Below are 21,822 nucleotides of genomic sequence, written 5' to 3'. Positions count from 1 at the left end.
CAACCGCTGAGAAACCAGACCCCAAGCTCAGGCTGCAATGCGTCATTAGATCAACGCGATATAACCCAAAACGGCAGCACTCGTCGTTGGGTGATATCCCCTTTGGCCTGCGAACAAGGGCTTGGCGAATTGAGTTGAGGGGAACGTAAGCGCGACATGACCAATTTTTCCAATTGCAGATAGCTTCCTTGTTTAGCGTCTCTCCCGCAGCACGTCAGCGCTGGAGGTAAATTAAATCATCAGGATTGCGGAAAATGACGCGACTTCTGCGGCCCTGTCGGCCCGTTCAACGTTTCGGCGAAGGATGTGCTGAACAGCACCTGAAACTCATCGGAGTTAATACGGACCTGGCTTGGTCGCGCATATCACATAACGATGCTCTGATCGGCGCAGACGTGATTTCCGCCATCCTAGCTGAGCTGCCTGCGCGCGGTGGATAGGTGCCAGACGGGTGTCGCTGACGATTGGATCGAACCCCGCCGCTTTGAGCATTGGAACCACATAATCCACGCGCGCCCCTTCGCTGAAATGCACTCGAGAGAGAATATCCCGGTGGCGCAAGCTGTTGGCCGTGGGTGTGGCGCTTTGCGGTTTTGCGGCCATAAGCCGTGCCAGCATCCGATATATCCAGCCGCTTGAGACGAAGTCGCCGTCCACGATCAAGAGCGTCCCGCCGGGGCGCAGCACGCGGAACCATTCGTCAAAGGCTGCGGCCGGGTCGACCAGAGTCCAGACCAAGTGACGTGTGACAATCACGTCCATGCTGGCCGGGGGCAGGGTCGTGCGCTCGGCGTCCGCTTGTATAAAGGGAATGTCCGGCAGCTTGGCTCGCGCGCGCTCCAGCATCGGTTCCGCCCAATCAAGGCCCGTTACCTTGAACCCCAGGCGCTGGCATAGACGCGCGATTTCCCCGGTACCGGACGCGAGATCAAGGAGTGCCCGCCCGTCGCCATCGCCCAGGTGACGACGAAACAAGCTCTCCCATGCGGCCATCTCGGCGCCGTCGTCAATGCGATGGCCAGGCTCTTCGTCAAAGGTGGCCGCGCGATCAGACCAGTATTCTCGAATTTTGTCACGAAGATTTCGGTTGCTTGAGGTCATGCGGCTGCTCCGGTGGCTTTTTTTCTGATGTCATTTAGCTGATTGGTTTTGTCAACTTTTTAGTTGATGGAAAGTGTCGGATATACTAGGCGGGCCGAAGTGACCTGACTCAGGAGCAACTGATGACCCTTCATTCCCTTCTCGGCGCAAGTGCGTTGAGCCTCTTCGCAGCCAGCCTCGTGCAAGCCGATCCGATCACCCTGACCGACATCGCCGGCAGAGAAGTTACCGTGGATGCACCAGTCGAGCGCGTGATCCTGGGCGAAGGACGACAGATCTTTTTCGCCTCCGTACTGGACCGCGAAGACCCGTTCCGTCGCGTCGTCGGCTGGCGCGACGATTTTCGAGAGGCTTCCCCGGAAAGCTATGACATTTATGCGGAAAAATTTCCGGAACTGACCGATATTCCAACTTTCGGCGGCTTCAAGGACGGCTCATTCGACATCGAGCAGGCGGTTTCGCTGAACCCTGATGTGATGATCATGAACCTCGAATCCAAGGCTGCGACCGACGAGGCAGGTTACGAGCAGAAACTGGCCAAGGTCGGCATCCCCATCGTCTACGTCGACTTCCGCGAAAAACCGTTCGAGCATACCTCGCAGTCGATGCAGATCATCGGAGAGCTCTTCGGTGAAGAAGAGAAGGCCGAAGAGTTCAACAGCTTCTACGAAGCACAGATTGCGCGCGTCACCGACGTGGTCGCCGCGCAAGACGATCTTCAGCGTCCGTTGGTTTTCGTCGAGCGGGCCGGTGGTTACTCCGAGGATTGCTGCATGTCCTTTGGCGACGGCAACTTTGGGCGTTTTGTCGAACTTGCGGGTGGAACCAACATGGCGTCGGAGTTCATTCCCGGCACCTTTGGCACGGTCAATCCGGAACAGGTCATCGCCTCCGATCCGGATCAGATCGTCGTCACGGGCGGCAATTGGGACGCCTACGTGCCCGGTGGCGCGTGGGTCGGCATGGGGCCTGGCTCGGACATCCCCGAGGCAAAGAAGAAACTTGCAGCGCTGACGAAGCGGCCCGCGTTCACGGGCGTAAAAGCAGTGGAAAACCATCAGGTTCACGGCATCTGGCACCAGTTCTACAACTCGCCTTACAGCTTTGTTGCCGTACAGAAACTGGCGACCTGGCTGCACCCTGAGTTGTTCCCGGATCTCGATCCCGAAGAAACTCTCAAAGAGTTGCACGCGCGCTTCTTGCCGGTGGATTACAAGCCCGGCTACTGGGTGTCTCTGGGGGACGCTGCGGCCAACTGAGCCTGTTTAACCTCTGAATATGGCGGCCCATACCGGGGCCGCCACACGCCATTGGAGATGAGATGTCAACGACGGAAATACACGCCTCCGAACCAACAACCGCGCAAAGCTACCGCGGGCTGGTGGCCCGGCGCATCACGATCCTTGTCGGATTGACCATCGCGCTGGTGCTGTCGGTCGCGGTGGACGTGTCGCTGGGGCCTGCACGCTACGGCGTACCGGAGGTGCTGCAGACGATCTTTGCACCGGGATCGGCAGATTTGCAGATGCGCGTCGTGGTCTGGGATATCCGCATGCCCATGGCGATTTTAGCTGTGACCGTGGGGGCGAGCCTGTCACTGGCAGGGGCGCAGATGCAAACCATTCTGGCGAACCCGCTGGCCAGCCCTTTCACCTTGGGCCTTTCAGCGGCAGCGAGTTTCGGTGCGGCCCTGGCGATGGTTCTGGGCGTCGCGTTGTTTCCCGGTGCTGTGTCATTGATGGTGCCGATTAACGCCTTTGCCATGGCGATGGCTGCGTCGCTGCTGATCTTTGGCCTCTCGACGCTGCGGGGCGTGACAACGGAAACGATCATCCTGCTGGGCATCGCACTTGTGTTTTCTTTCAACGCGGCGCTGGCATTGCTGCAGTATTTTGCCTCTGAGCAGGCGCTCTCTGCCGTGGTGTTCTGGACGATGGGCAGCCTGACCAAGGCGACCTGGGGCAAGGTCGCCGTCACCGCCGTCATCCTAGCGGTCTGTACGCCGCTTTTTGCCCGCCGGGCCTGGGCTCTGACAGCAATTCGTCTCGGCGAAGTTCGCGCCTCTGCGATGGGTGTGCCGGTCAAGCGTTTGCGGCTTGAGGTGCTGTTGCTTGTGTCGGTCCTCGCGGCTGTGCCTGTCAGCTTTGTCGGAACCATCGGGTTCATCGGCATTGTCGGCCCGCATCTGGCGCGGTTGCTGCTGGGCGAGGATCAGCGGTTCTTTCTGCCCGGCGCGATGCTGTCGGGGGCGGTGATCCTGTCGGCAACATCTGTGCTGTCGAAGGCAATCCTGCCGGGGGCCGTCCTGCCTATCGGGATCATCACGGCACTCGTGGGTGTGCCCTTTTTCGCCGCACTGATCCTCACGAAAGGACGCAAGTCATGGTAAGTCTGACGCTGGAACGGATCGGCGCACGGTATGGTCGGCGCGAAATTTTGTCCGATGCGTCGGCGCGCGTGCAAGGTGGGGTGCTGACGGCCCTTGTCGGGGCGAACGCGGCCGGCAAATCGACCTTGTTTCGCCGAATTGCCGGGCATCTGCGTGGCGCCGGTCATGTGCGACTGGACGGGGCGGAACACCAAGACCTGCGCTACATGCCGCAGGACACGGGCATGTCCGCAGCACTCACTGTGTATGAATCGATCATCTTGGCCTTGAAACAGGGGGGCGGGGGATGGCGGTTGTCTTCTGCCGAGCTGAGCAAGGTGGACGAAACCCTCCGCCGTTTCAGGATCACCCATCTGGCTGATCAGCAGCTGCCGGAGCTGTCCGGAGGGCAGCGGCAGGCGGTATCGATCGCACAGACGCTGGTGAGCCGGCCCAAGGTGGTGCTGATGGACGAGCCGACATCTGCGCTTGATCTCAATCGCCAGTACGAGGTGCTGGAGGCGCTGAGGCTTTATGCCAAGGAAAATGACGCGGTGATGGTTCTGGCCTTGCACGACCTCAACCAAGTGATGCGCTGCTGCGCCCACACCATGGCGCTGGGGGAGTCGCGGATTCAGGCATTTGGTCCCACGCTGGAAGTCTTGACCCCCGACATGATCCGCCGCCTTTACGGTATCGACAGTCGGGTCGAGCGCTGCTCCCGAGGGTGCCCGATGATGATCGTGGATGGCCCGGCGGATCTGGTTTCAATGTAGTGGTTTATCGATAAAAAGGCGGCGCGAGACTGCCGACGATTTATCCCCAGTCTGCGACCGTCAAACCGTGAGCTATTGCCTAGCGGTCAAAGATTGCTGACAGGTCCGGCGCAGCGATCCTCATGACCGAGTTATCGATCCACTGGTTCGCAGCCGTATTGCGATGGTGGGTCTGACCAACGCTCCTCGCATGAACACGATGACCTTCTCTTGGCCGTCCCTCAGTCATGACGAGAGTCCTCGGTTTTGATGGTCGTCTGTTTCGGGTGTGGCAAGCCCGCCGGGGCGATGCCATCACGTAGCTTGAACGCGGGGCGCGCTTCTGCCGGGGTCTTGTTGCCGAGCCAATAATGCGGCCTGACCTTATTTTAATCGTAGCGCCAGAGGGCCGGTGTTCGCTGGCCGTCGCCGCGCCACACCATGGCTAAAGCGCAGGTTCCGACAGAAATCGATATCACATCTCTTCCGGAATCGCCCTGCGGTGGACAGGTTCTTGATCTCTTCATCGCTGTAGCCAAGCGTCGCCTTCAGGATGCTATGGGTGTCTTGGCCCAGCAGGCTGGGGGCGGTGGCAGCCGATGGACCTTCGCCATCGAAGCGTATGGGGCCACGAACAAGCCGCATGGTGCCCTCGGTTGGATGATTGACCGTTTCGAGCAATCCTCGAGCAAGGGCATGGGGCTGTTCCAGCGCGTCCCCAACGGACAGGATCGGCGCCTTCGTGACATCGAAATCGCTCAGACGTGCAAGCCAGTACTCTGACGTGTCGCGGCTCATCCGTTCGATGATGATCGGGTTCAGGGCATCGCGATTTTCCAGACGCTGCTCATAGAGCGAAAATTGCGGATCTTCGATCAGGTCTTCGCGATCCAGACTGCGTGCGAAATTATGCCAGAAGCGATCGGTCAGGCAGGCCACGATCACATCACCGTCGGACGTCGGGAACGAGCCATAGGGCACGATGCTGGGATGCTGGGTTCCAACCGGTCGAGGGCTTTGGTCGGTGACGACATAAATCTGTGACAGGTAGCCCTGCATGGAGATGAGACTGTCCAGCATGGCGACCTCCACTTGCCGTCTCTTGCCGGTGGCATTGCGCTCATGCAGCGCGGCCAGAAGCCCGAAAACCGAAAGGATGCTTCAGGCCATGTCGCCCAAGGGAATGCCCAGCTTGTTCGGCGCCTGACCCTAGCGCGACAATGTCCGGATCGAAACTGAACTCGGGCCTTTGGGTAGGGACTTGAGTTGGGGCAGGTGTCTCGATCAGAGTGGTTTCCCCGGAGATGTGAAGGGGCTCTTGGATTCCGATGATCTCGGAGGGGGTGCTGTCGAGGATTTCCCGCGCAAGGGCGCGTGCTTGTTCCAGGCTCGGATCTTCCCGACCTTCAGATGCGGTCCATGCGCGCGCCGTCGCCCAATCGAGACGCCGGTATTCCTCGGATCCATCCGGCTGATCATGCGTTGACGCTCGATGCGGTCAAGCTCGCTGCGCACAACCGAAGTCAGCCAGGCCTTGGCCTGGGCGGGGGTCAGCTTTTTATCGGTGATTGCATCCAGCATCCGGTCGCACTCGTAGTTCAATCTGCGTGCGATGATACACGCGATCGACCGGTCCGTAGTGCGCAGAGACAGCTGCCAATGTCGGGTTTTTGTGGAAAACTCAGGCACGCGCCGACGCCAGCTCCAAGTGGAGCCGCGTTGTAGGAGGTAGGGGGTGGTCGCCAAGATGAGGCCTCCAGAATTGGAGACGAGCGACCCGCATTTCAGGAATTTGTGCTACAGTGCTGTGTGACACTGTACTTGCCAGATTCAGCCTATGCCTTGGTGTCCAAGGACTTAGTGGATGAATTGGCTCCGGCGGTAGGGATCGAACCTACGACCAATTGATTAACAGTCAACTGCTCTACCGCTGAGCTACGCCGGAATATGTGGGGTGTATAGCTATCTGGATTCCGGGCCACAAGAGGGTTTTCCAGATTTTTTGAGAAATTTTTCAACCTGCCAAATTGCGCTGAAATTGCGCGTTGGCATTTAAGTCGGAAACCGGTGCCACGACGGATCTTACGGTTAAATCAATGAGATGCGCCAAAACGTTGCGTGCCGCAGCCGGAAGCAGGGCCTTTGGAGTATCGACATAAATGCGCGCTGCCAGTTGCGCTGCCGTGGCTGGGCCGTCCTCCAGAGCGCGAACGATGGAGGACTCGCGTCCCTGTCGGTGAGCGATCAAATCAGACAGGCGTTGAGCAGGCATGCCAACAGGTGCACCGTGGCCGGGGTGAAAGATTGACCACGAACGGTTTTGCAAGCGCCGCAAGGAGTCCATGAACGCCGTCAGATCGCCATCTGGTGGAGAGACCAGCGACGTGGCCCATCCCATGACCAGATCGCCGCTGAAGAGTACGTCGCCCCAAGCAAAGCTGAGGTGGTTTGCCATGTGACCCGGCGTGTGCAGGGCCTCCAGCTGCCAGCCGTCCCCCTTGACCACATCGCCATCCGATAAAATGACGTCGGGGGAAAACGCCAGATCGACACCTTCGCCGCCGCCAACCGAACCACTGCGCGCCAGAGCCTGCATCACCTCACTGCGTCCTGCGTGTGCGCCGCCGAATCCTGAAACAGGCACACCGACACGATCCGACAAAGCAGCTGCCAATGGCGAATGGTCAAGATGCGCGTGTGTCACCAGAATTTGTGTTATCCGTCCCCCCTTGGGCACTGCAGCCAAGATCGCTTCCAGATGAGACTCATCCATGGGGCCGGGATCGATCACCGCCACCTCGCGCGTGCCAAGCAGGTAAGTATTGGTCCCGCGGAACGTCATGGGCGACGCGTTGGGGGCCAATACTCTCAGCAGACCGGGTGCGAGCGGTTCGGCTTTCCCAGGAAGCGGCTGGAACTCCGGTTGCGGGTCTTGCATGGTAGTGTCTCCGTTCAGCATCGCAACAAGGATAAAGATGTCTTTCGAATGGCTCAAACGCTATATGCCACGCAGCTTGTACGGGCGGGCGGCGCTCATTCTTGTTCTGCCGGTGATCACATTGCAACTGGTGGTCTCCATTGTCTTTGTGCAGCGGCATTTCGAGGATGTGACCGAACAGCTCTCCCGCGAGGCTGCAAGGGCCGTCAATCTGGCCATCGACATGGCCCGAAACGACCAATCGGCTTTTCAACTTGGGCTACAGCCAATACCGGTTGAGGCCGCCCCATCGCAAGATCAGCGGCGGTGGTATGATCTGACGGGCATCGTCGTGATGCGGGTACTCCACCAGCGGGTCACTGGCCTTGAGGCGATCGAAATACCCGACGACAGCCAGGTCATCCTCTATATCAATGCGAGCGGCCAGACATGGCGAGTCGCTCTCGCCCGTGGGCGGGCGTCTCCGACAAATGCGCATCAGCTCTTTGTGAATATGGTCTTTTTTGGCGTCTTGATGACCGTGATCGCCTTCCTTTACTTGCGCAACCAATTGCGACCTATCACGCGACTGGCGGATGCAGCCGAGGCTTTTGGCCGTGGACGTGTCGTGCGGTATGCGCCCTCAGGCGCAACAGAGGTGCGCGCTGCCGGAAATGCCTTTCTGGATATGCGCAACCGGATCGAGCGTCACATCGAACAGCGGACGATGATGCTTTCAGGTGTCAGTCATGACTTGCGGACCCCAATCACGCGGCTGCGGCTTGGTCTGTCGTTGCTCGACCATGAGGACCGCGAGCCGCTGGAACAGGACGTGGAGGATATGCAGCGCCTGATTGATACATTCCTCGATTTTGCACGTGGCGATGCAGAGACGGCTGAAAATGAGCCGACCGACATTTTTGACCTGATCCATTCCATCATTCAAGACGGGCAGCGGGCCGGGCAAGCGGTGACGATTGGCCTTCTGACGGGGGAGGGGCTGGTGCCCGTGCGGCCAAGAGCCCTGCGCCGCGCCATCGAGAACCTCGTCGGCAACGCTACGCGATACGGCACGAAGTGTAAGGTTTCCGCGACACTCACCGACAAATCTCTGAGGATTCGGGTCGAAGATGACGGTCCGGGCATTGCACCCGAGGACCGCGATTCGGCGTTGAAACCGTTTGTGCGTCTGGACCCCGCGCGCAACCAGGATCGCGGATCCGGTGTCGGGCTTGGGCTTGCCATTGCGGCCGACATCGCCCGTGCACATGGGGGTGTGTTGCGGTTGGGGGAAAGTGATGAGCTTGGTGGTTTGCGTGCGGATATCGTGATCGCTCTCTAAGCGTAGGCGATGTTCGGCTACACCTATAGCAAGGCCATGACATGCGTCGGTCCGATGGGTCGAATGCCAGTGGGATTCAGGGCTTTGATCGAATAGTAGCCCCGCGTGATGTGGTCCATGTTGACGGTCTCACGGACACCAGGCAAGGCGAGTATACGCTCCAAATAGGGTTGAAGTCGTGGGTAGTCCGCGATCTGACGGCGGTTGGTCTTAAAGATACCGTGATAGGCGGCGTCAAAGCGGATCAGGGTCACAAAGAGGCGGATGTCGGATTCTGTGACGCGGTCGCCAAACAGATAGTCTTCGGTCAGCCTGTCTTCCAACATGTCGAGTGTTGCGAATACGCGCTCCACGGCTTCATCATAGGCAGTTTGGGACGAGGCAAAGCCCGATTTGTAAACCCCATTGTTCAGATTGTCGTAAATGACAGGGTTCAGCGCGTCGATCTGCTCGGCCAGATCCTGCGGGTAAAGACGCAGGTCAGACCCGACCAGCCCCTCGAACGCCGTATCGAACATGCGCAGAAGATCAGAGCTTTCGTTGTTTACCATGACGTTGCGCTTCATATCCCAAAGCACTGGCACCGTGGCGCGTCCGGTGAACAACGGATCGGCCCTCGTGTAGAGCTGATGCAGGTAAGAACTGCCAAACAGCGGGTCCTCGTCCGCCCCATCATAGCCGCCGAATTGCCAGCCTTGATCGGTGAGGGTCGGGTTCACAACAGTCACCGGAACGATACCATTTAACCCTTTCAGCACGCGCGCTATCAGAACACGCGAAGCCCACGGGCAGATCAGAGCCACATACAATCGGTACCTCCCGGCCTCGGCAGGAAAGCCGCCGTCGCCGGTGGGGCCGGGCGTACCATCCGGCGTGACCCAGTTGCGAAAGCTCGACACCTGCCGCACGAAACGGCCCTGTTCATCGGCCTTCTGCACAGGCTGCCAATCTTCTTGCCATTTACCATCTACAAGCATCTCAACTCTCCTTATGCGTGGAACACAAAAGACCGCATCGACACTGATCCCAGGTCGATGTCATCGGTCATGAACGTAAGTTGATCGCGTGCGTCTGATGCGCCGGCCACGGTCAGCGCAGGCATGTAGTGGTCCAAAGACGGGTGGGCCATTGTCAGCAGCGAGCCCAGAGCCTTTCTATCGGCCAAGCCGTCGAAATCCCGGTCTTCCAGCCGGTCTGCAAAAAGCCGGTCAAATTCCAGCGCGAAGTCCTGCGGCGCGACGTCCTTGCCCCAGCGCATTGCGCGAAGGTTGTGCACCACATTTCCCGACCCCAGAATCAGCACACCTTTGTCGCGCAAAGCAGACAGTGTGCGCCCGATGTCCAACTGGTGATCCAGCCCCCAGGTGTCGTCCTCTTGTGCGTGGTGGCTGGCAAGCAATGTTGTGACCTCACGGGCAAGTTCCGGCGCGCCCTGTGCTTCGTAAGTCTGGGCGAAAAGAGCCTCCGGAAATCCGTAGAAGTCGTGGATCGTCCGAGGCATCTCTGACACATCCACCAGTGTTGTTCCGCGTGTCATCCAATGGGCGGACACCACCAGAATTCCGCGAGGCTTTGGCAGGCTGCGTCCCAGGTCCGACCAGGCGCGACCGTAACGCGTGTTCTCGATGGCATTCATCGGGCTGCCGTGGCCGAGAAAGACCAGCGGCATTCGATCCGACGGGGAGAGACTGGCCTTCAGATCGTCCAGCGTGCGTGTCACGGGCATTGGGTGTCCTTTCTCGGGCCCAGAAGGGGGCCCTGACATTGTTGGCAGTGTCTATCGACCGCCTGACCAAGGCTTATGTAGTCGCCCGACATACTCCATGATATGAAGAATTCAGAGAATGACTTTCCACGTTTTGTTCGGAATGGCCTTTGATGGATATTGTAGATGAATTGCGTGCCTTCGTGGCGACGGCGCAGACCGGGTCTTTTACCGGTGCAGCAGATCAGTTGGGGGTCTCCAATCGGCTGACGTCTAAATACGTGGCCGAATTGGAGCGGCGCTTGAGCGTCCGCCTGTTTCAGCGCACCACACGCAAAGTGGGGCTGACCCCTGCGGGCGAAGATCTGCTGGCCCGCGCGCCTGCGGTGCTCGAAGATCTGGACGATCTTCTTGCAACAGTGACAGAGGAGGGGCGCGCCTTGACCGGGACGCTGCGGGTGTCTGCCCCTTTGACCTTTGGCGAGGTTTGGGTGACCGGCATGCTGGGTCGCTTTGGCGCAGCGCATCCGGGAATAAGCCTCGACCTGCGTCTCAAAGACGACTTCGTGGACCTTGCCGCCGACGGGATCGACCTCGCGTTCCGCATTGGCCATTCTGAAATGCTGTCTCTCAAGACCCGCAAACTGGGGGAGATGCGGTCGGTTTTGGTCGCCAGCCCAGACTATCTGATGACACATGGCGCGCCTTCGTCGCCTCAGGCTCTGGCAGAACATACCTGTATTCTCGACATGAACCGGCAGATGCCGCGCCGCTGGTCCTTTGACAAAGCGGGTGAGACGCTGACGGTCGATGTGAACGGTCGTTTCCGTGTGAATTCAGCCCGAGCCGCCACGGACCTTGCGGCGGCGGGGCAGGGCGTGGCCCTTATCCCACGCTTTTCGTTGCGGGATCGGCTGGACCGCGGTGAGCTCATCGAGCTGCTGACCGATTGGACAGGACCCGCGAGCCCGCTGAGCGCCGTCTATCTCGAAGGCCGTGTTCTGCCACGCAAAACCCGGGCCTTGATCGATTTCGCGCAGGCTGATCTTGGGAAGGCCGATATTCTCTGAGCGGCAACCTGGCTCACACCGATCAGCGCTTATGGACAGGACGGGACACGGGCGATACATGTGCCCGAAACCTAACGCATGAGGGGCGCGCCATGGCCAGCCTGAACGACATCCGTTCGACTTTTCTGAACTACTTCGAGAAGCAGGGGCACCAGATCGTGCCGTCCAGCCCGCTGGTCCCGCGAAACGATCCCACGCTGATGTTCGTCAACTCCGGCATGGTGCAGTTCAAAAACTGTTTCACCGGGGTTGAAAAGCGTGACTACAACCGTGCCACGTCCTCGCAGAAATGCGTGCGCGCCGGTGGCAAACACAATGACCTCGACAACGTTGGCTACACCGCACGCCACCACACGTTCTTTGAGATGCTCGGCAACTTCTCCTTCGGCGATTACTTCAAGACCGAGGCGATCCCGTATGCTTGGGAGGTGGTGACAAAGGAATTCGGCATCGACCCGACACGGCTGCTGACAACGGTCTATCACACCGACGATGAAGCCTTTGAAATCTGGAAGAAAGTCGGCGTGCCAGAGGACCGGATCATCCGGATCGAAACGTCGGACAACTTTTGGCAGATGGGCCCGACCGGTCCGTGTGGCCCGTGTACGGAAATTTTCTACGACCACGGCGACCACATCTGGGGTGGCCCTCCGGGATCGGCTGAAGAAGACGGCGATCGCTTCATCGAGATCTGGAACGTCGTTTTCATGCAGAACGAGCAGTTCGAAGACGGCTCCATGAAGGCGCTGGACATGCAGTCCATCGACACCGGCATGGGTCTGGAACGTATTGGGGCACTGCTGCAAGGCAAGCATGACAATTACGACACCGATCTGATGCGGGCGCTGATTGAGGCCTCAGCCCATGCGACCTCTGCCGATCCGGACGGTCCGGGCAAGATGCATCACCGCGTCATTGCAGACCACCTGCGCTCTACTTCCTTTCTGATTGCCGATGGCGTGATGCCGTCCAATGATGGCCGTGGCTACGTCCTGCGCCGCATCATGCGCCGCGCCATGCGCCACGCCCACCTGCTCGGCGCGCAAGATCCGCTGATGTACAAGCTGGTGCCGGCACTGGTGCGCCAGATGGGCGAGGCATACCCAGAACTGCAACGCGGTCAGTCGATGATCGAGGAAACGCTGCTTAATGAAGAGACGCGCTTCAAGCAGACCCTGGACCGTGGGCTGAAGCTTTTGGACGACGAGCTGGCTGATCTGGGCGAGGGCGCGCAGCTGCCGGGCGAAACAGCCTTCAAACTCTATGACACCTTTGGTTTTCCGCTCGACCTCACGCAGGATGCTTTGCGTGAAAAGGGGCGCGCAGTCGACACTGATGGCTTTGATACAGCCATGGCGGAGCAAAAGGCACGCGCGCGCGCAGCCTGGTCGGGTTCCGGCGAGGCGGCCGACGGGGCGGTTTGGTTCGACATCGCAGAGACCCACGGCGCGACCGATTTCCTCGGGTACGACACCGAGCGGGCCGAGGGTCAGATTTTGGCACTGGTCCAGGACGGCGCTGCGATCACCGCCCTGGACGCCGGTGACGACGGCTGGGTCGTTCTGAACCAGACGCCTTTTTATGGCGAAAGCGGCGGCCAGGTGGGCGATACCGGCATACTGCGCCGTTTGGAAAATGAACGTGACAGCGCCCAAGTGACAGATACACAAAAAATGGGCGGCGGCAGGGTCTTCGCGCATCATGTAAAGGTGGAAGAAGGCACCCTGAAGGTCGGTGATGCAATGGCCTTGGAGGTTGATCACGCACGTCGGTCCGCCATCCGAGCAAATCACTCGGCCACGCACCTGTTGCACGAGGCTCTCCGTGAGGCGCTTGGCGATCATGTGGCACAGCGCGGGTCGCTGAATGCGCCAGAGCGGTTGCGCTTTGACTTCAGCCATAACAAAGGTCTGAGCCACGAAGAGATGGTGGGTATCAGCGCTGACGTGAACGCGTACATTCGTCAAAACACCCCCGTTATGACCCGGATCATGACGCCTGACGACGCCCGCGGATTGGGCGCGCAGGCGCTGTTCGGCGAGAAATACGGCGACGAAGTCCGGGTGGTGTCCATGGGGTCCAAATCAGGCTCCGGCAAGGGCGCTGACGGCACAACCTACTCTCTGGAGCTTTGCGGCGGCACGCATGTCCGCCAAACCGGCGACATTGGGGCTTTTGTCCTGCTGGGTGACACCGCGTCGGCGTCCGGCGTGCGCCGGATCGAGGCGCTCACCGGCCAGGTGGCGCTGGATTATCTCGAAGCGCAGGACCGGTTGCTGACGCAGGTCGCCAGCGATCTGAAGTCCCAGCCTGCGGATGTTCCTGCCCGCGTCAAAGCGCTTTTGGACGACCGCAAGAAGCTGGAAAACGAGGTCGCCAATCTGCGACGTGAGCTGGCGATGTCTGGTGGCAGCGGTACCGCGACGGAGGCCGAAGAGATCAATGGTGTCAAATTCCACGCACAGGTGCTGACCGGCGTCACGGGCAAGGATTTGCCGCCGCTGATCGACGAGCATAAGACGCGCCTTGGCTCCGGTGCCGTGTTGCTGATCGCGGAGGCCGGTGGAAAGGCTGCGGTGGCCGCAGGCGTCACAGATGATCTGAAAGGCACGCTGTCTGCCGTTGATCTCGTGAAGGCAGCCGTTCCTGAACTGGGCGGCAAGGGCGGTGGTGGCCGACCTGACATGGCACAAGGCGGGGGCGCAAGCGTAGACAACGCAGAGGCAGCCATTGCTGCAGCACGCGCTGTAATCGCCGGATGACGCAGCGTTTTTCCCGGGCCGACACAAGTCCGTGACTTGACCCCGGACCGAAAATAGACGCAAAAAGGGGCCTCGGTATAACAGCCGGGGCCTTTGCCTTTGGAGAGCTTCATGTCCGCACTTTGGATCGCCCACGTCACCGTCACCGACGAAGCGTCGTACAGCAAGTACGCGGCCTTGGCGGGGCCTGCCATCGCGGCACACGGTGGGCAGTTCATCGCCCGTGGCGGACGATATGTGCAGCTTGAAGGCAAAGACCGACCGCGCAATGTTGTGGCGCGGTTTGCTTCCGTCGACGAGGCTGTTGCCTGCTATAACTCCGATGCATACCAAGAAGCTCTCAGCCATGCGCGAGATGCGTCCGAGCGGGAGTTGATGGTGGTCGAAATCTCCGACTGAGTATTTTGGCAAGCTTGGCTGGCCTAAGTTCCGTACTGTATTTCGAATTGGCAGCTGGCTGCCAATAGCCGTTCTTTTCCAGATAGTTGAGTTGTGTGTTGAATAAAATCATCCGCGCCCGTTCAGGCCCGGCTCGGCGGTGCTTTGCCGTCGGCGGAATACAGCCTTGGTGCGGTTTCTGCTGCTTGGATGATTCGAGAAAATTTCCGGTAATTGCAGGGTTATCCACAGCATCGCTTTCGCTTTGTGGAATGGTTTCCGTTATCGAAAATGCAAAACACCTCATAAATGGCTGGAACCGTGGCAAAAATATGGCACTTGGGTCACAGAATGCCGATTTTCTTGGGGAATCCGGGGAGGTAGGCGCTTTTTGGCCCTCAAGTAAGGAATTCCTGTCGCGTCACCTGAGAATGTTTGGCTAAGGTGCTCGCACCTACAACTTTTCTTGGGAGAAAGATCATGAAAAAAGTTATCGCAGGCGCAGCAATTCTCGCAGCTCTCGCAGCCCCGGCATTTGCCTGGGAAGGTCAGGTCGTGGCGTGCTACGATAAAGTCTGGGTTCCGGCCAAGTACCACACCTCCAAGACCCTGATCATGGCGGCGCACACCGAGTGGGAGCACAATGCAAACGGCCAGATGGTCAAAATGCATTACCCGGCCGTGTACAAAGAGAACAAGTCCATGGCGGCTCCGGGTCACTACGTTGCAGTGAAAGCACCCTGCAGCTAATCCTCTCTTGAGGTAGGCATTAGAAGGGCGCGGGGGCTGCCAACCCGCGCCCTTCATCTGTTTTGACGGGCTGTATATTGCGTCCTGAGGCTGTGGATGGACTGGCGTCCGCTACATGCTGTGTGTGTTGCAGCCCGGTTTCCCCGGTGGAGAAATCTGTCCCGCAACCGGCGTAAATCTTGTCAAACCCCAGAAAATACACAAGACTTCTGGTCGGGACTGATGACTGGGATTGATATGCGCATCGTTGGGTGGACACTTTTGGCCATGAGCCTCGCGGGCCAGGCTGTTGCCCGGGATGAAGGTCCTGGTCCGATGTGCTATCGCAAGGTCAACGTCGAGGCGGTTTACGAGACCTCCCGCCGTTTGGTGCGCAAGGCGCGTCTGGTGCACAACGAGGCCGAGACCGGCCAGATCACCATGACCCACTTCCCGGCAATCTATATCGAGGAAAAGGCGCTGGTCTCGCCGGCCTACGTGCTTTTGAAGCAGGTGACGTGTACCCGTCGCATCCTGCGCCGAGCGGAGAGCCTGCCAGACGGCCAGTGTGACCCATTGAAGGGCTGCACCGAACTTGAGCCACTTACCCTTGTGGATCCAAAATAAACTCAATCACTGTGCGCGTTCATCAAACCCCCGGCAAGTGCCGTAGGGGCGGCTTGCGCGTGGCTTCGAACGCATGACGGCACCCGTAAGGGTGCCGTTACTATATCTTCGCTCACATCATTTGACGCCTACCGAATGGCAGGCGTCAAATGCTATCATGCAGAGCGGGACTGACGCTTGCGCTCGTGAGGGTCGAGGTACTTCTTGCGCAGACGGATTGCGTTCGGCGTCACTTCGACCAGTTCGTCATCGTTGATGTAGGAAATTGCTTCCTCCAGCGACAGTGTGATCGGCGTGGTAAGGCGGACGGCCTCATCAGTGCCGGAAGCGCGCACGTTGGTAAGCTTTTTCCCCTTGAGAGGGTTCACCTCAAGGTCGTTTTCACGGCTGTGCTCGCCAATGATCATACCGGTGTAGACGGGGGCTTGCGCACCAATCATCATTTTGCCGCGATCTTCGAGGTTCCACAGCGCAAAGGCCACAGCCTCGCCATTTTCCATGGAAATCAGAACGCCAGAGCGGCGGCCCGGGATCGGACCTTTGTGTGGAGTCCAGCCGTGGAACACGCGGTTCAGAACCCCGGTGCCGCGGGTGTCAGTCAGGAACTCACCATGGTACCCGATCAGACCGCGCGAAGGGACATGCGCGATGATCCGCGTTTTCCCGGCGCCGGCAGGTTTCATTTCAGCCAGCTCGCCCTTGCGTGGTCCGGTCAGCTTTTCGATCACGGCGCCGGTGTACTCATCGTCCACGTCGATGGTTGCTTCTTCGACGGGCTCCATACGGACGCCGTTTTCTTCCTTCATGATCACCTGCGGGCGAGAGATCGACAGCTCGAACCCTTCGCGACGCATGTTTTCGATCAGGACCCCCATCTGCAATTCGCCACGGCCGGACACCTCGAAGGCATCGCCGCCGGGCGTGTCGGTGATGCGGATCGCGACGTTGGTTTCCGCTTCTTTGTACAGACGGTTGCGGATGACACGAGACTGCACGTGCTTGCCGTCACGCCCTGCAAGCGGACTGTCGTTAATGCCAAAGCTCACCGTGATGGTCGGTGGATCGATAGGCTGTGCTTCGAGAGGCTCTTCCACAGCCAAGGCACAGACCGTATCTGCCACGGTGGTCTTGGTCATGCCTGCAATGGACACGATATCGCCTGCTTCGGCTTCTTCGATGTCTTGCAATTGAAGGCCGCGGAAAGCCTGGATCTTGGTCACGCGGAACTGTTCGATTTTTTGTCCGATGCGAGAGATCGACTGAACCGTCTGGCCGACCTTGCAGCGACCCGATTCCACGCGTCCTGTCAGCATACGGCCCACAAAGGGGTCAGAGCCGAGCGTCACGGCCAACATGCTGAAATCCAGGTCGCGCTTCTTGACCTGCTTGGGCTCGCGGACGTGGTTGACGATCAGGTTGAACAACGCGTCAAGGTTTGACCGTGTGCCGTCCAGCTCTGCGTCGCACCAGCCGGAACGACCGGAGGCATAGAGATGCGGGAAGTCCAGCTGGTCTTCGTCCGCGTCGAGGGCGGAAAACAGGTCAAAGACCTCGTCCAACGCACGATCCGGCTCGGCGTCGGGTTTGTCCACCTTGTTCAGCACCACGATCGGACGCAGGCCAAGCGCCAGCGCCTTGGACGTCACGAATTTCGTCTGCGGCATCGGGCCTTCTGCGGCGTCCACCAAAAGGACAACGCCGTCGACCATGCTCAGAATTCGCTCGACCTCGGCACCAAAGTCAGCGTGCCCGGGGGTGTCAACGATGTTGATCCGCGTGCCTTTCCATTCGACCGAGGTCGCCTTGGCAAGGATTGTGATCCCGCGTTCGCGTTCAAGGTCGTTGCTGTCCATTGCCCGTTCGGCGACAGCCTGATTGGCGCGAAACGCGCCCGATTGCTTCAGCAGTTCGTCGACGAGGGTCGTTTTCCCGTGGTCGACGTGCGCGATAATCGCGACATTGCGCAATTCCATGTGTGTTTCCTCTTGTCCGGATTGCCGCTCGCCTAGCGTCATAAGGGCCAAAAGGCTAGACCCAAACCGCTGCAAAGCCGCTTGTTGTGGATTTATCACGCTTGTTTGCAGTTACACGAACACATGAAACCGGCACCTTTTGGCCTATGACGCAGGGTTCATGGGCACTCTTTGGCCGTTTAGCCAAGCTGGGCGGAAAGTTCGGAACCTAAATGCGGATTACGCCGTTGCAAACGGGCATGCAGGTACCAGATAGCACTGCAGAGACGCCGGATCAGTCCACTAAAGACACCTCAAAAACGGCCGGCGATGAACGAGGAAAAGGAAACCGAAATGAAAATCCGTAATTTTGTACTCACAAGCGCTGCCCTGACCGCAACCGCACTGGCCCCGATTGCCGCGACAGCTGGTAGTGCAGACGTTGCAGTCGTGGAAGCAGCACCTGCCGCACCGGTCGTGGTGGCGCCCGTTGCTCCGATGGGCAACTGGACCGGTGCATATGGTGGTCTCAGCCTGGGCGCTCAAATGAGCGAATCCGGTAGCTATGATGACACCCAAGCCGTTTACGGTGTGTTTGGCGGTTATGACTACCAAGTCGGTCGCGCCGTGTTTGGCGGCGAACTGGAGTTCTCCGGTTCGGACGAAGTTGACCTGAACGGTGTAGACGTTGAAAACGTCGCCCGCGCGAAAATTCGTGGCGGTTGGGACTTTGGCCAAACTCTCGTGTACGCGACAGCAGGTATGTCCAAGGTTGAAACCAACATCGGCGATGCAACAGCGCCCGTGGGTGGCTTTGGCATGGAATACAAAGTGACTGACCGTTTCGGCCTGGGCGCTGAGTACTTGGCCGAAAACTTTGAAGATATCGGCAGCACAAATGTGGATGTGGTTAACCAGACCATTAACTTGCGCGGCACACTGCGCTTCTAATGTGTTCGATGCGTAACGCATCTAAAATGCAACGATTGGGTGCTTAGACATGAACCCCGGAACCTGCGCGTTCCGGGGTTTTTCATTCAATGTGTGGAAACCTTCGAGAAAACTTGGATCACAACGATGCCGCCAAGGATCATGGTCATTCCAAGGATCGCCGCCAGATCGAGCTTTTGCCCGAAAACCAGCCGACCGATGATGGCAATGAGCACGATACCCAAACCGGACCACATGGCGTATGCAATGCCAACAGGCATCGTCCGCAAAACCCAGGCCAACAGATAAAAGGCCGCGCCATAGGCGACGACCACCAAGATCGTAGGCAAGGGCCGCGTAAATTGCTGACTCGCCTGTAAAGCCGTGGTGCCGATTGTCTCGGCCACTACGGCGAGAACAAGGATGAGGTAGGGCATGAGAGGTCTCCGTTCTCTCTCTCGTCTGTCTGGAGCGGTCTGAAGGGTCAAGGTCCGGCGCACCAAATACCGCGTCGGCTGGGATCCGAGACACGGTTTGCTCAAACTGCACCGAGATTTACCGACTATCTTAACGCCAGGTCAGGGGTCTGCGCGTATCTTGTGGGGATCTGACACCCATACCGGAGCGACCCAAATATGCGCGCAGCACTGTTCTCGGCCACCCTTGGCACCTTTATGACCCTCGGCCTGCCGACCGTCACCACAGCGGCCGAGCCCGCTGATGCGTTGAACACCTATCTGGAGGCGAATGTACTGCCCTGGGCCGATGACCCCGTGATTGTTGAAGCGGTCTCTGCGCAAAATGCTGTGACCTCCGGCTACGATCAGGCCCAGATCGACGCCCTCGACCGAACTTGGAGAGAAGAGGTCGGAACAGGCGCGTCGGCACTTGTAGACGGAGTTTTGATGGGGCCGGCTGCTGATTTTTTACGTGAGCATGTGTCGGCCTTGGGCGGCACCATGACAGAAGTCATTGTCATGGACTCGCAAGGCCTGAATGTCGCTGCCTCCAACGCGACGTCCGACTACTGGCAGGGGGATGAGGACAAACACCAAAAGACCTACGGCGTCGGCGTCGGCGCGGTTCATTTCTCTGAAATCGAATTCGACGAATCGACTCAGATTTATCAGGTGCAGATCTCCTTTACGCTCACCGACCCCGCAACGGGCGCGGCAATCGGTGCGATGACCGTAGGCCTCGACGCCGAATCCCTCATGTAAATGACGTCGGTCACCCGAAACGTGTTTTTGGGTGACCCCTATGAAGCGCCCCTCCGGGCGAGGAGACCGTCCATGTCCGTTCAAGACACAGAAATTAAACGTAAGTTTGTGTGGCACTCTATTTTCGTAAGATGTGCGCTGCTCATGGCCGCAACGACCATTGTTGTCGCCGGTGTGCTTTCAGCGGGAGCCATGCAGCTTTTTGACAGGATGGCGGTTTCCGATGTCAACAGACAAGCGGAACGAGAGGTGGCTCGAGGTCTTGAAGCACTGCAAAAACCGTTGCGTTTTCAAGTGGCGGACAAGATCGAGGAAGAGTCGCTTCTGTTGTTGCAGGGCCTTGGGGCCAACGCGGAGTCTGTCATCGTCTTGAATGCCGATGGAAACCTCGTCTCAGCTCACACGACAGAGGGTTTGGATGCCGAACAGGATACTTTGATAGAACTTGGCCGTTTGGCCTTGGCTGGCGCCAGCGCCGTCACAGAGCAGAAAAACAGGCTGCGGGCGGCGCCCGTCATGGCGGGACCGGAAGGACCGGTGATCGGAGCGTTGGCGCTGGCCAGCAGCTACGAGGCGCAGCGGGCACTCGTTTGGCAGGATGCACGTTGGATATTTGTCCTCGCCGGTGTTTCGTTCGTAGTGATGATGGGCTTGACCCTTTGGTTGCTGAACCGGACACTTGGCGCACCGTTGCGACGTCTGACAAGGGCCGTAAAGCGGATTATCGACGGCGATTATGACACTGAATCCAAGATGGTCGGACGCAAAGACGAGATTGGTGACATCGCTCGTAACACTTTGGCCCTGCTCAAAGTGCTGCGTGAAGGTCGCACGGCCGAACAGGCGCGGGCCGAAAGACTTGAGCAACAGCTTAAAGTGGTGGGCGAACTGGGGCAGGCGCTAGACAATTTGGCGAATGGTATTCTGCACATGCGTATCGCAGGACCATTCCCAAAGGAATACGAAGCCTTGCGCGCCAACTATAACCGCGCTGTCGAACACCTTTGCGAAGTGGTGACGGACGTCAAAGGTGGCGCTGAAGGCATTCTTGCCAGCTCCGACCAAATTGCATCGGCTTCCGATGACCTTTCGCGCCGTACCGAGACACAGGCCGCAACCTTGGAACAATCCGCCGCTGCCATGGAAGAGATGCTCGCCGCCGTAAAATCTGCCGCCCGCAATGCTTCTGACGCAAACACTACCATGTCGCACACCCGGGAGACCGCCGAAAAGAATGGTCAGGTGATGAAATCTGCGATTATCGCTATGAAACAGATCGAAAAAAGCTCGGATAAGATTTCTGAAATCACCTCCGTGATAGACGATATAGCCTTTCAAACCAACCTCTTGGCTTTGAACGCCGGCGTTGAAGCCGCACGGGCGGGCGAGTCCGGGAAGGGTTTTGCCGTGGTTGCATCAGAAGTACGCGGATTGGCGCAGCGCAGTGCCGAGGCTGCCCAACAGATCAAGGAACTCATCCTCGGGTCCGGCGAGCGGGTGAAGCAGGGGGTACATCTGGTGGAGGCCTCTGGATTGGCTCTTGAAGATGTATTGGCCAAAATCGCAGATGTTTCCGCAATGGTGGAGCAGATTGCCTCGAGCGCCGAGGATCAGGCGCAGGGCTTAAATGAAATTAACGAGGGGATCAGCAACCTTGACCGCGTGACGCAGCAGAATGCCGCCATGGTCGAGGAATCCAACGCTGCTTCTCAAATGCTCCAAGAAGAGGCTAATCGTTTGAGCAAGCGGGTCGCAGGTTTTGAAACAGATTCTCACGCAACAAATGGCCCCGCTCGAGAGCAGCACGCAGCTTGATTGTTATGCTACGGGGGCGTTCGGCGCCCTTGAAAACGGCTCAAGAGAATCCGCAATCGGAATGAAAATACTAAAACTCTCGACTTTTTCTAGGTGGTGCACGGCGGAAGATGTCGGCTGCAGCAAGCGTCGCATGCGAGCGCTGCGTATT

20 protein-coding genes and 1 tRNA gene are annotated in these 21,822 nt (G+C 58.7%); 12 read left to right on the top strand and 9 right to left on the bottom strand.

Features of this window, described 5'->3' with window-relative positions; genetic code table 11:
* Positions 1-336: 336 nt before the first annotated feature.
* Positions 337-1,101 (bottom strand): class I SAM-dependent methyltransferase, encoded by a 765-nt coding sequence (locus tag J4E08_RS03975; RefSeq protein ID WP_349537369.1) that lies wholly within the window; start codon positions 1,099-1,101, stop codon positions 337-339.
* A gap of 122 nt (positions 1,102-1,223) precedes the next feature.
* On the opposite strand from J4E08_RS03975, the gene J4E08_RS03970 reads away from it, so the two are divergent.
* The 3 genes from J4E08_RS03970 to J4E08_RS03960 all read left to right on the top strand — a co-directional run bounded on the left by J4E08_RS03970 (position 1,224) and on the right by J4E08_RS03960 (position 4,245).
* On the top strand, positions 1,224-2,360 hold the full coding sequence (locus tag J4E08_RS03970) for an ABC transporter substrate-binding protein (RefSeq protein WP_349537368.1): 1,137 nt from the start codon (positions 1,224-1,226) through the stop codon (positions 2,358-2,360).
* 62 nt (positions 2,361-2,422) lie between these two features.
* Positions 2,423-3,490 (top strand): FecCD family ABC transporter permease, encoded by a 1,068-nt coding sequence (locus J4E08_RS03965; RefSeq protein ID WP_349537367.1) that lies wholly within the window; start codon positions 2,423-2,425, stop codon positions 3,488-3,490.
* Positions 3,484-4,245: an ABC transporter ATP-binding protein gene (locus J4E08_RS03960; RefSeq protein WP_349537366.1), complete on the top strand. Its 762-nt coding sequence runs from the start codon at positions 3,484-3,486 to the stop codon at positions 4,243-4,245. The genes J4E08_RS03965 and J4E08_RS03960 overlap by 7 nt, the downstream gene beginning before the upstream one ends.
* Before the next feature lie 363 nt (positions 4,246-4,608).
* Here J4E08_RS03960 and J4E08_RS03955 read toward each other — a convergent pair whose 3' ends face one another.
* The 4 genes from J4E08_RS03955 to J4E08_RS03945 form a co-directional block, all read right to left on the bottom strand.
* Complete coding sequence (locus tag J4E08_RS03955; protein WP_349537457.1) at positions 4,609-5,382, bottom strand: CaiB/BaiF CoA transferase family protein; 774 nt, start codon at positions 5,380-5,382, stop codon at positions 4,609-4,611.
* A 126-nt stretch (positions 5,383-5,508) separates the two neighbouring features.
* Positions 5,509-5,970: a DUF6538 domain-containing protein gene (locus tag J4E08_RS24475; RefSeq protein WP_502949235.1), complete on the bottom strand. Its 462-nt coding sequence runs from the start codon at positions 5,968-5,970 to the stop codon at positions 5,509-5,511.
* A gap of 124 nt (positions 5,971-6,094) precedes the next feature.
* Positions 6,095-6,169: transfer RNA gene (locus J4E08_RS03950), tRNA-Asn, on the bottom strand.
* A gap of 69 nt (positions 6,170-6,238) precedes the next feature.
* A complete protein-coding gene (locus J4E08_RS03945) occupies positions 6,239-7,162 on the bottom strand; it encodes an MBL fold metallo-hydrolase (protein WP_349537365.1) in 924 nt (307 codons plus the stop codon).
* Positions 7,163-7,199: 37 nt separating this feature from the next.
* Between J4E08_RS03945 and J4E08_RS03940 the strand changes: the two genes are divergently transcribed.
* Entirely contained in the window at positions 7,200-8,483 is a 1,284-nt protein-coding gene (locus J4E08_RS03940) for an ATP-binding protein (RefSeq protein ID WP_349537364.1), read from the top strand.
* A gap of 23 nt (positions 8,484-8,506) precedes the next feature.
* Here the strand turns inward: J4E08_RS03940 and J4E08_RS03935 are convergent, their stop codons facing one another.
* Positions 8,507-9,460 carry a glutathione S-transferase family protein gene (locus tag J4E08_RS03935; protein WP_349537363.1) on the bottom strand — a complete coding sequence of 318 codons (954 nt, stop codon included), beginning with the start codon at positions 9,458-9,460 and terminating at the stop codon, positions 8,507-8,509.
* An 11-nt stretch (positions 9,461-9,471) separates the two neighbouring features.
* Complete coding sequence (locus J4E08_RS03930; protein ID WP_349537362.1) at positions 9,472-10,209, bottom strand: dioxygenase family protein; 738 nt, start codon at positions 10,207-10,209, stop codon at positions 9,472-9,474.
* Positions 10,210-10,361: 152 nt separating this feature from the next.
* Here J4E08_RS03930 and J4E08_RS03925 point away from each other — a divergent pair, with 152 nt between their 5' ends.
* The 5 genes from J4E08_RS03925 (at position 10,362) to J4E08_RS03905 (ending at position 15,754) form a co-directional block, all read left to right on the top strand.
* Positions 10,362-11,258: a LysR family transcriptional regulator gene (locus J4E08_RS03925; RefSeq protein ID WP_349537361.1), complete on the top strand. Its 897-nt coding sequence runs from the start codon at positions 10,362-10,364 to the stop codon at positions 11,256-11,258.
* 92 nt (positions 11,259-11,350) lie between these two features.
* Complete coding sequence (alaS, locus tag J4E08_RS03920) at positions 11,351-14,020, top strand: alanine--tRNA ligase (protein ID WP_349537360.1); 2,670 nt, start codon at positions 11,351-11,353, stop codon at positions 14,018-14,020.
* A gap of 111 nt (positions 14,021-14,131) precedes the next feature.
* Complete coding sequence (locus J4E08_RS03915) at positions 14,132-14,419, top strand: DUF1330 domain-containing protein (protein ID WP_349537359.1); 288 nt, start codon at positions 14,132-14,134, stop codon at positions 14,417-14,419.
* A gap of 459 nt (positions 14,420-14,878) precedes the next feature.
* Positions 14,879-15,148, top strand: a complete 270-nt coding sequence (locus J4E08_RS03910) for a hypothetical protein (RefSeq protein ID WP_183964793.1) — start codon at positions 14,879-14,881, stop codon at positions 15,146-15,148.
* A gap of 222 nt (positions 15,149-15,370) precedes the next feature.
* Positions 15,371-15,754, top strand: coding sequence for a hypothetical protein (locus J4E08_RS03905; protein WP_349537358.1), 384 nt, complete (start codon positions 15,371-15,373; stop codon positions 15,752-15,754).
* A 155-nt stretch (positions 15,755-15,909) separates the two neighbouring features.
* On the opposite strand, the gene typA is transcribed toward J4E08_RS03905, so the two are convergent.
* Positions 15,910-17,727, bottom strand: a complete 1,818-nt coding sequence (gene typA, locus J4E08_RS03900) for a translational GTPase TypA (protein WP_349537357.1) — start codon at positions 17,725-17,727, stop codon at positions 15,910-15,912.
* Between the two features lie 309 nt (positions 17,728-18,036).
* Here typA and J4E08_RS03895 point away from each other — a divergent pair, with 309 nt between their 5' ends.
* The gene (locus J4E08_RS03895; protein WP_183964787.1) at positions 18,037-18,657 is read left to right on the top strand and encodes an outer membrane protein; all 621 of its coding nucleotides are present in this window, start codon (positions 18,037-18,039) and stop codon (positions 18,655-18,657) included.
* Between the two features lie 86 nt (positions 18,658-18,743).
* On the opposite strand, the gene J4E08_RS03890 is transcribed toward J4E08_RS03895, so the two are convergent.
* The gene (locus tag J4E08_RS03890) at positions 18,744-19,073 is read right to left on the bottom strand and encodes a DMT family transporter (RefSeq protein WP_349537356.1); all 330 of its coding nucleotides are present in this window, start codon (positions 19,071-19,073) and stop codon (positions 18,744-18,746) included.
* 198 nt (positions 19,074-19,271) lie between these two features.
* On the opposite strand from J4E08_RS03890, the gene J4E08_RS03885 reads away from it, so the two are divergent.
* Both J4E08_RS03885 and J4E08_RS03880 read left to right on the top strand, forming a co-directional pair.
* A complete protein-coding gene (locus J4E08_RS03885; RefSeq protein WP_349537355.1) occupies positions 19,272-19,856 on the top strand; it encodes a hypothetical protein in 585 nt (194 codons plus the stop codon).
* A 72-nt stretch (positions 19,857-19,928) separates the two neighbouring features.
* Positions 19,929-21,671, top strand: coding sequence for a methyl-accepting chemotaxis protein (locus J4E08_RS03880; RefSeq protein ID WP_349537354.1), 1,743 nt, complete (start codon positions 19,929-19,931; stop codon positions 21,669-21,671).
* Positions 21,672-21,822: the final 151 nt, after the last annotated feature.

Origin of the sequence: Sagittula sp. NFXS13, from assembly GCF_040148795.1 — a bacterium.
GTDB lineage: Bacteria > Pseudomonadota > Alphaproteobacteria > Rhodobacterales > Rhodobacteraceae > Sagittula > Sagittula marina.
Note: the sequence above shows the minus strand (reverse complement) of the source record. Positions and strands in the feature narration are given on the sequence as shown.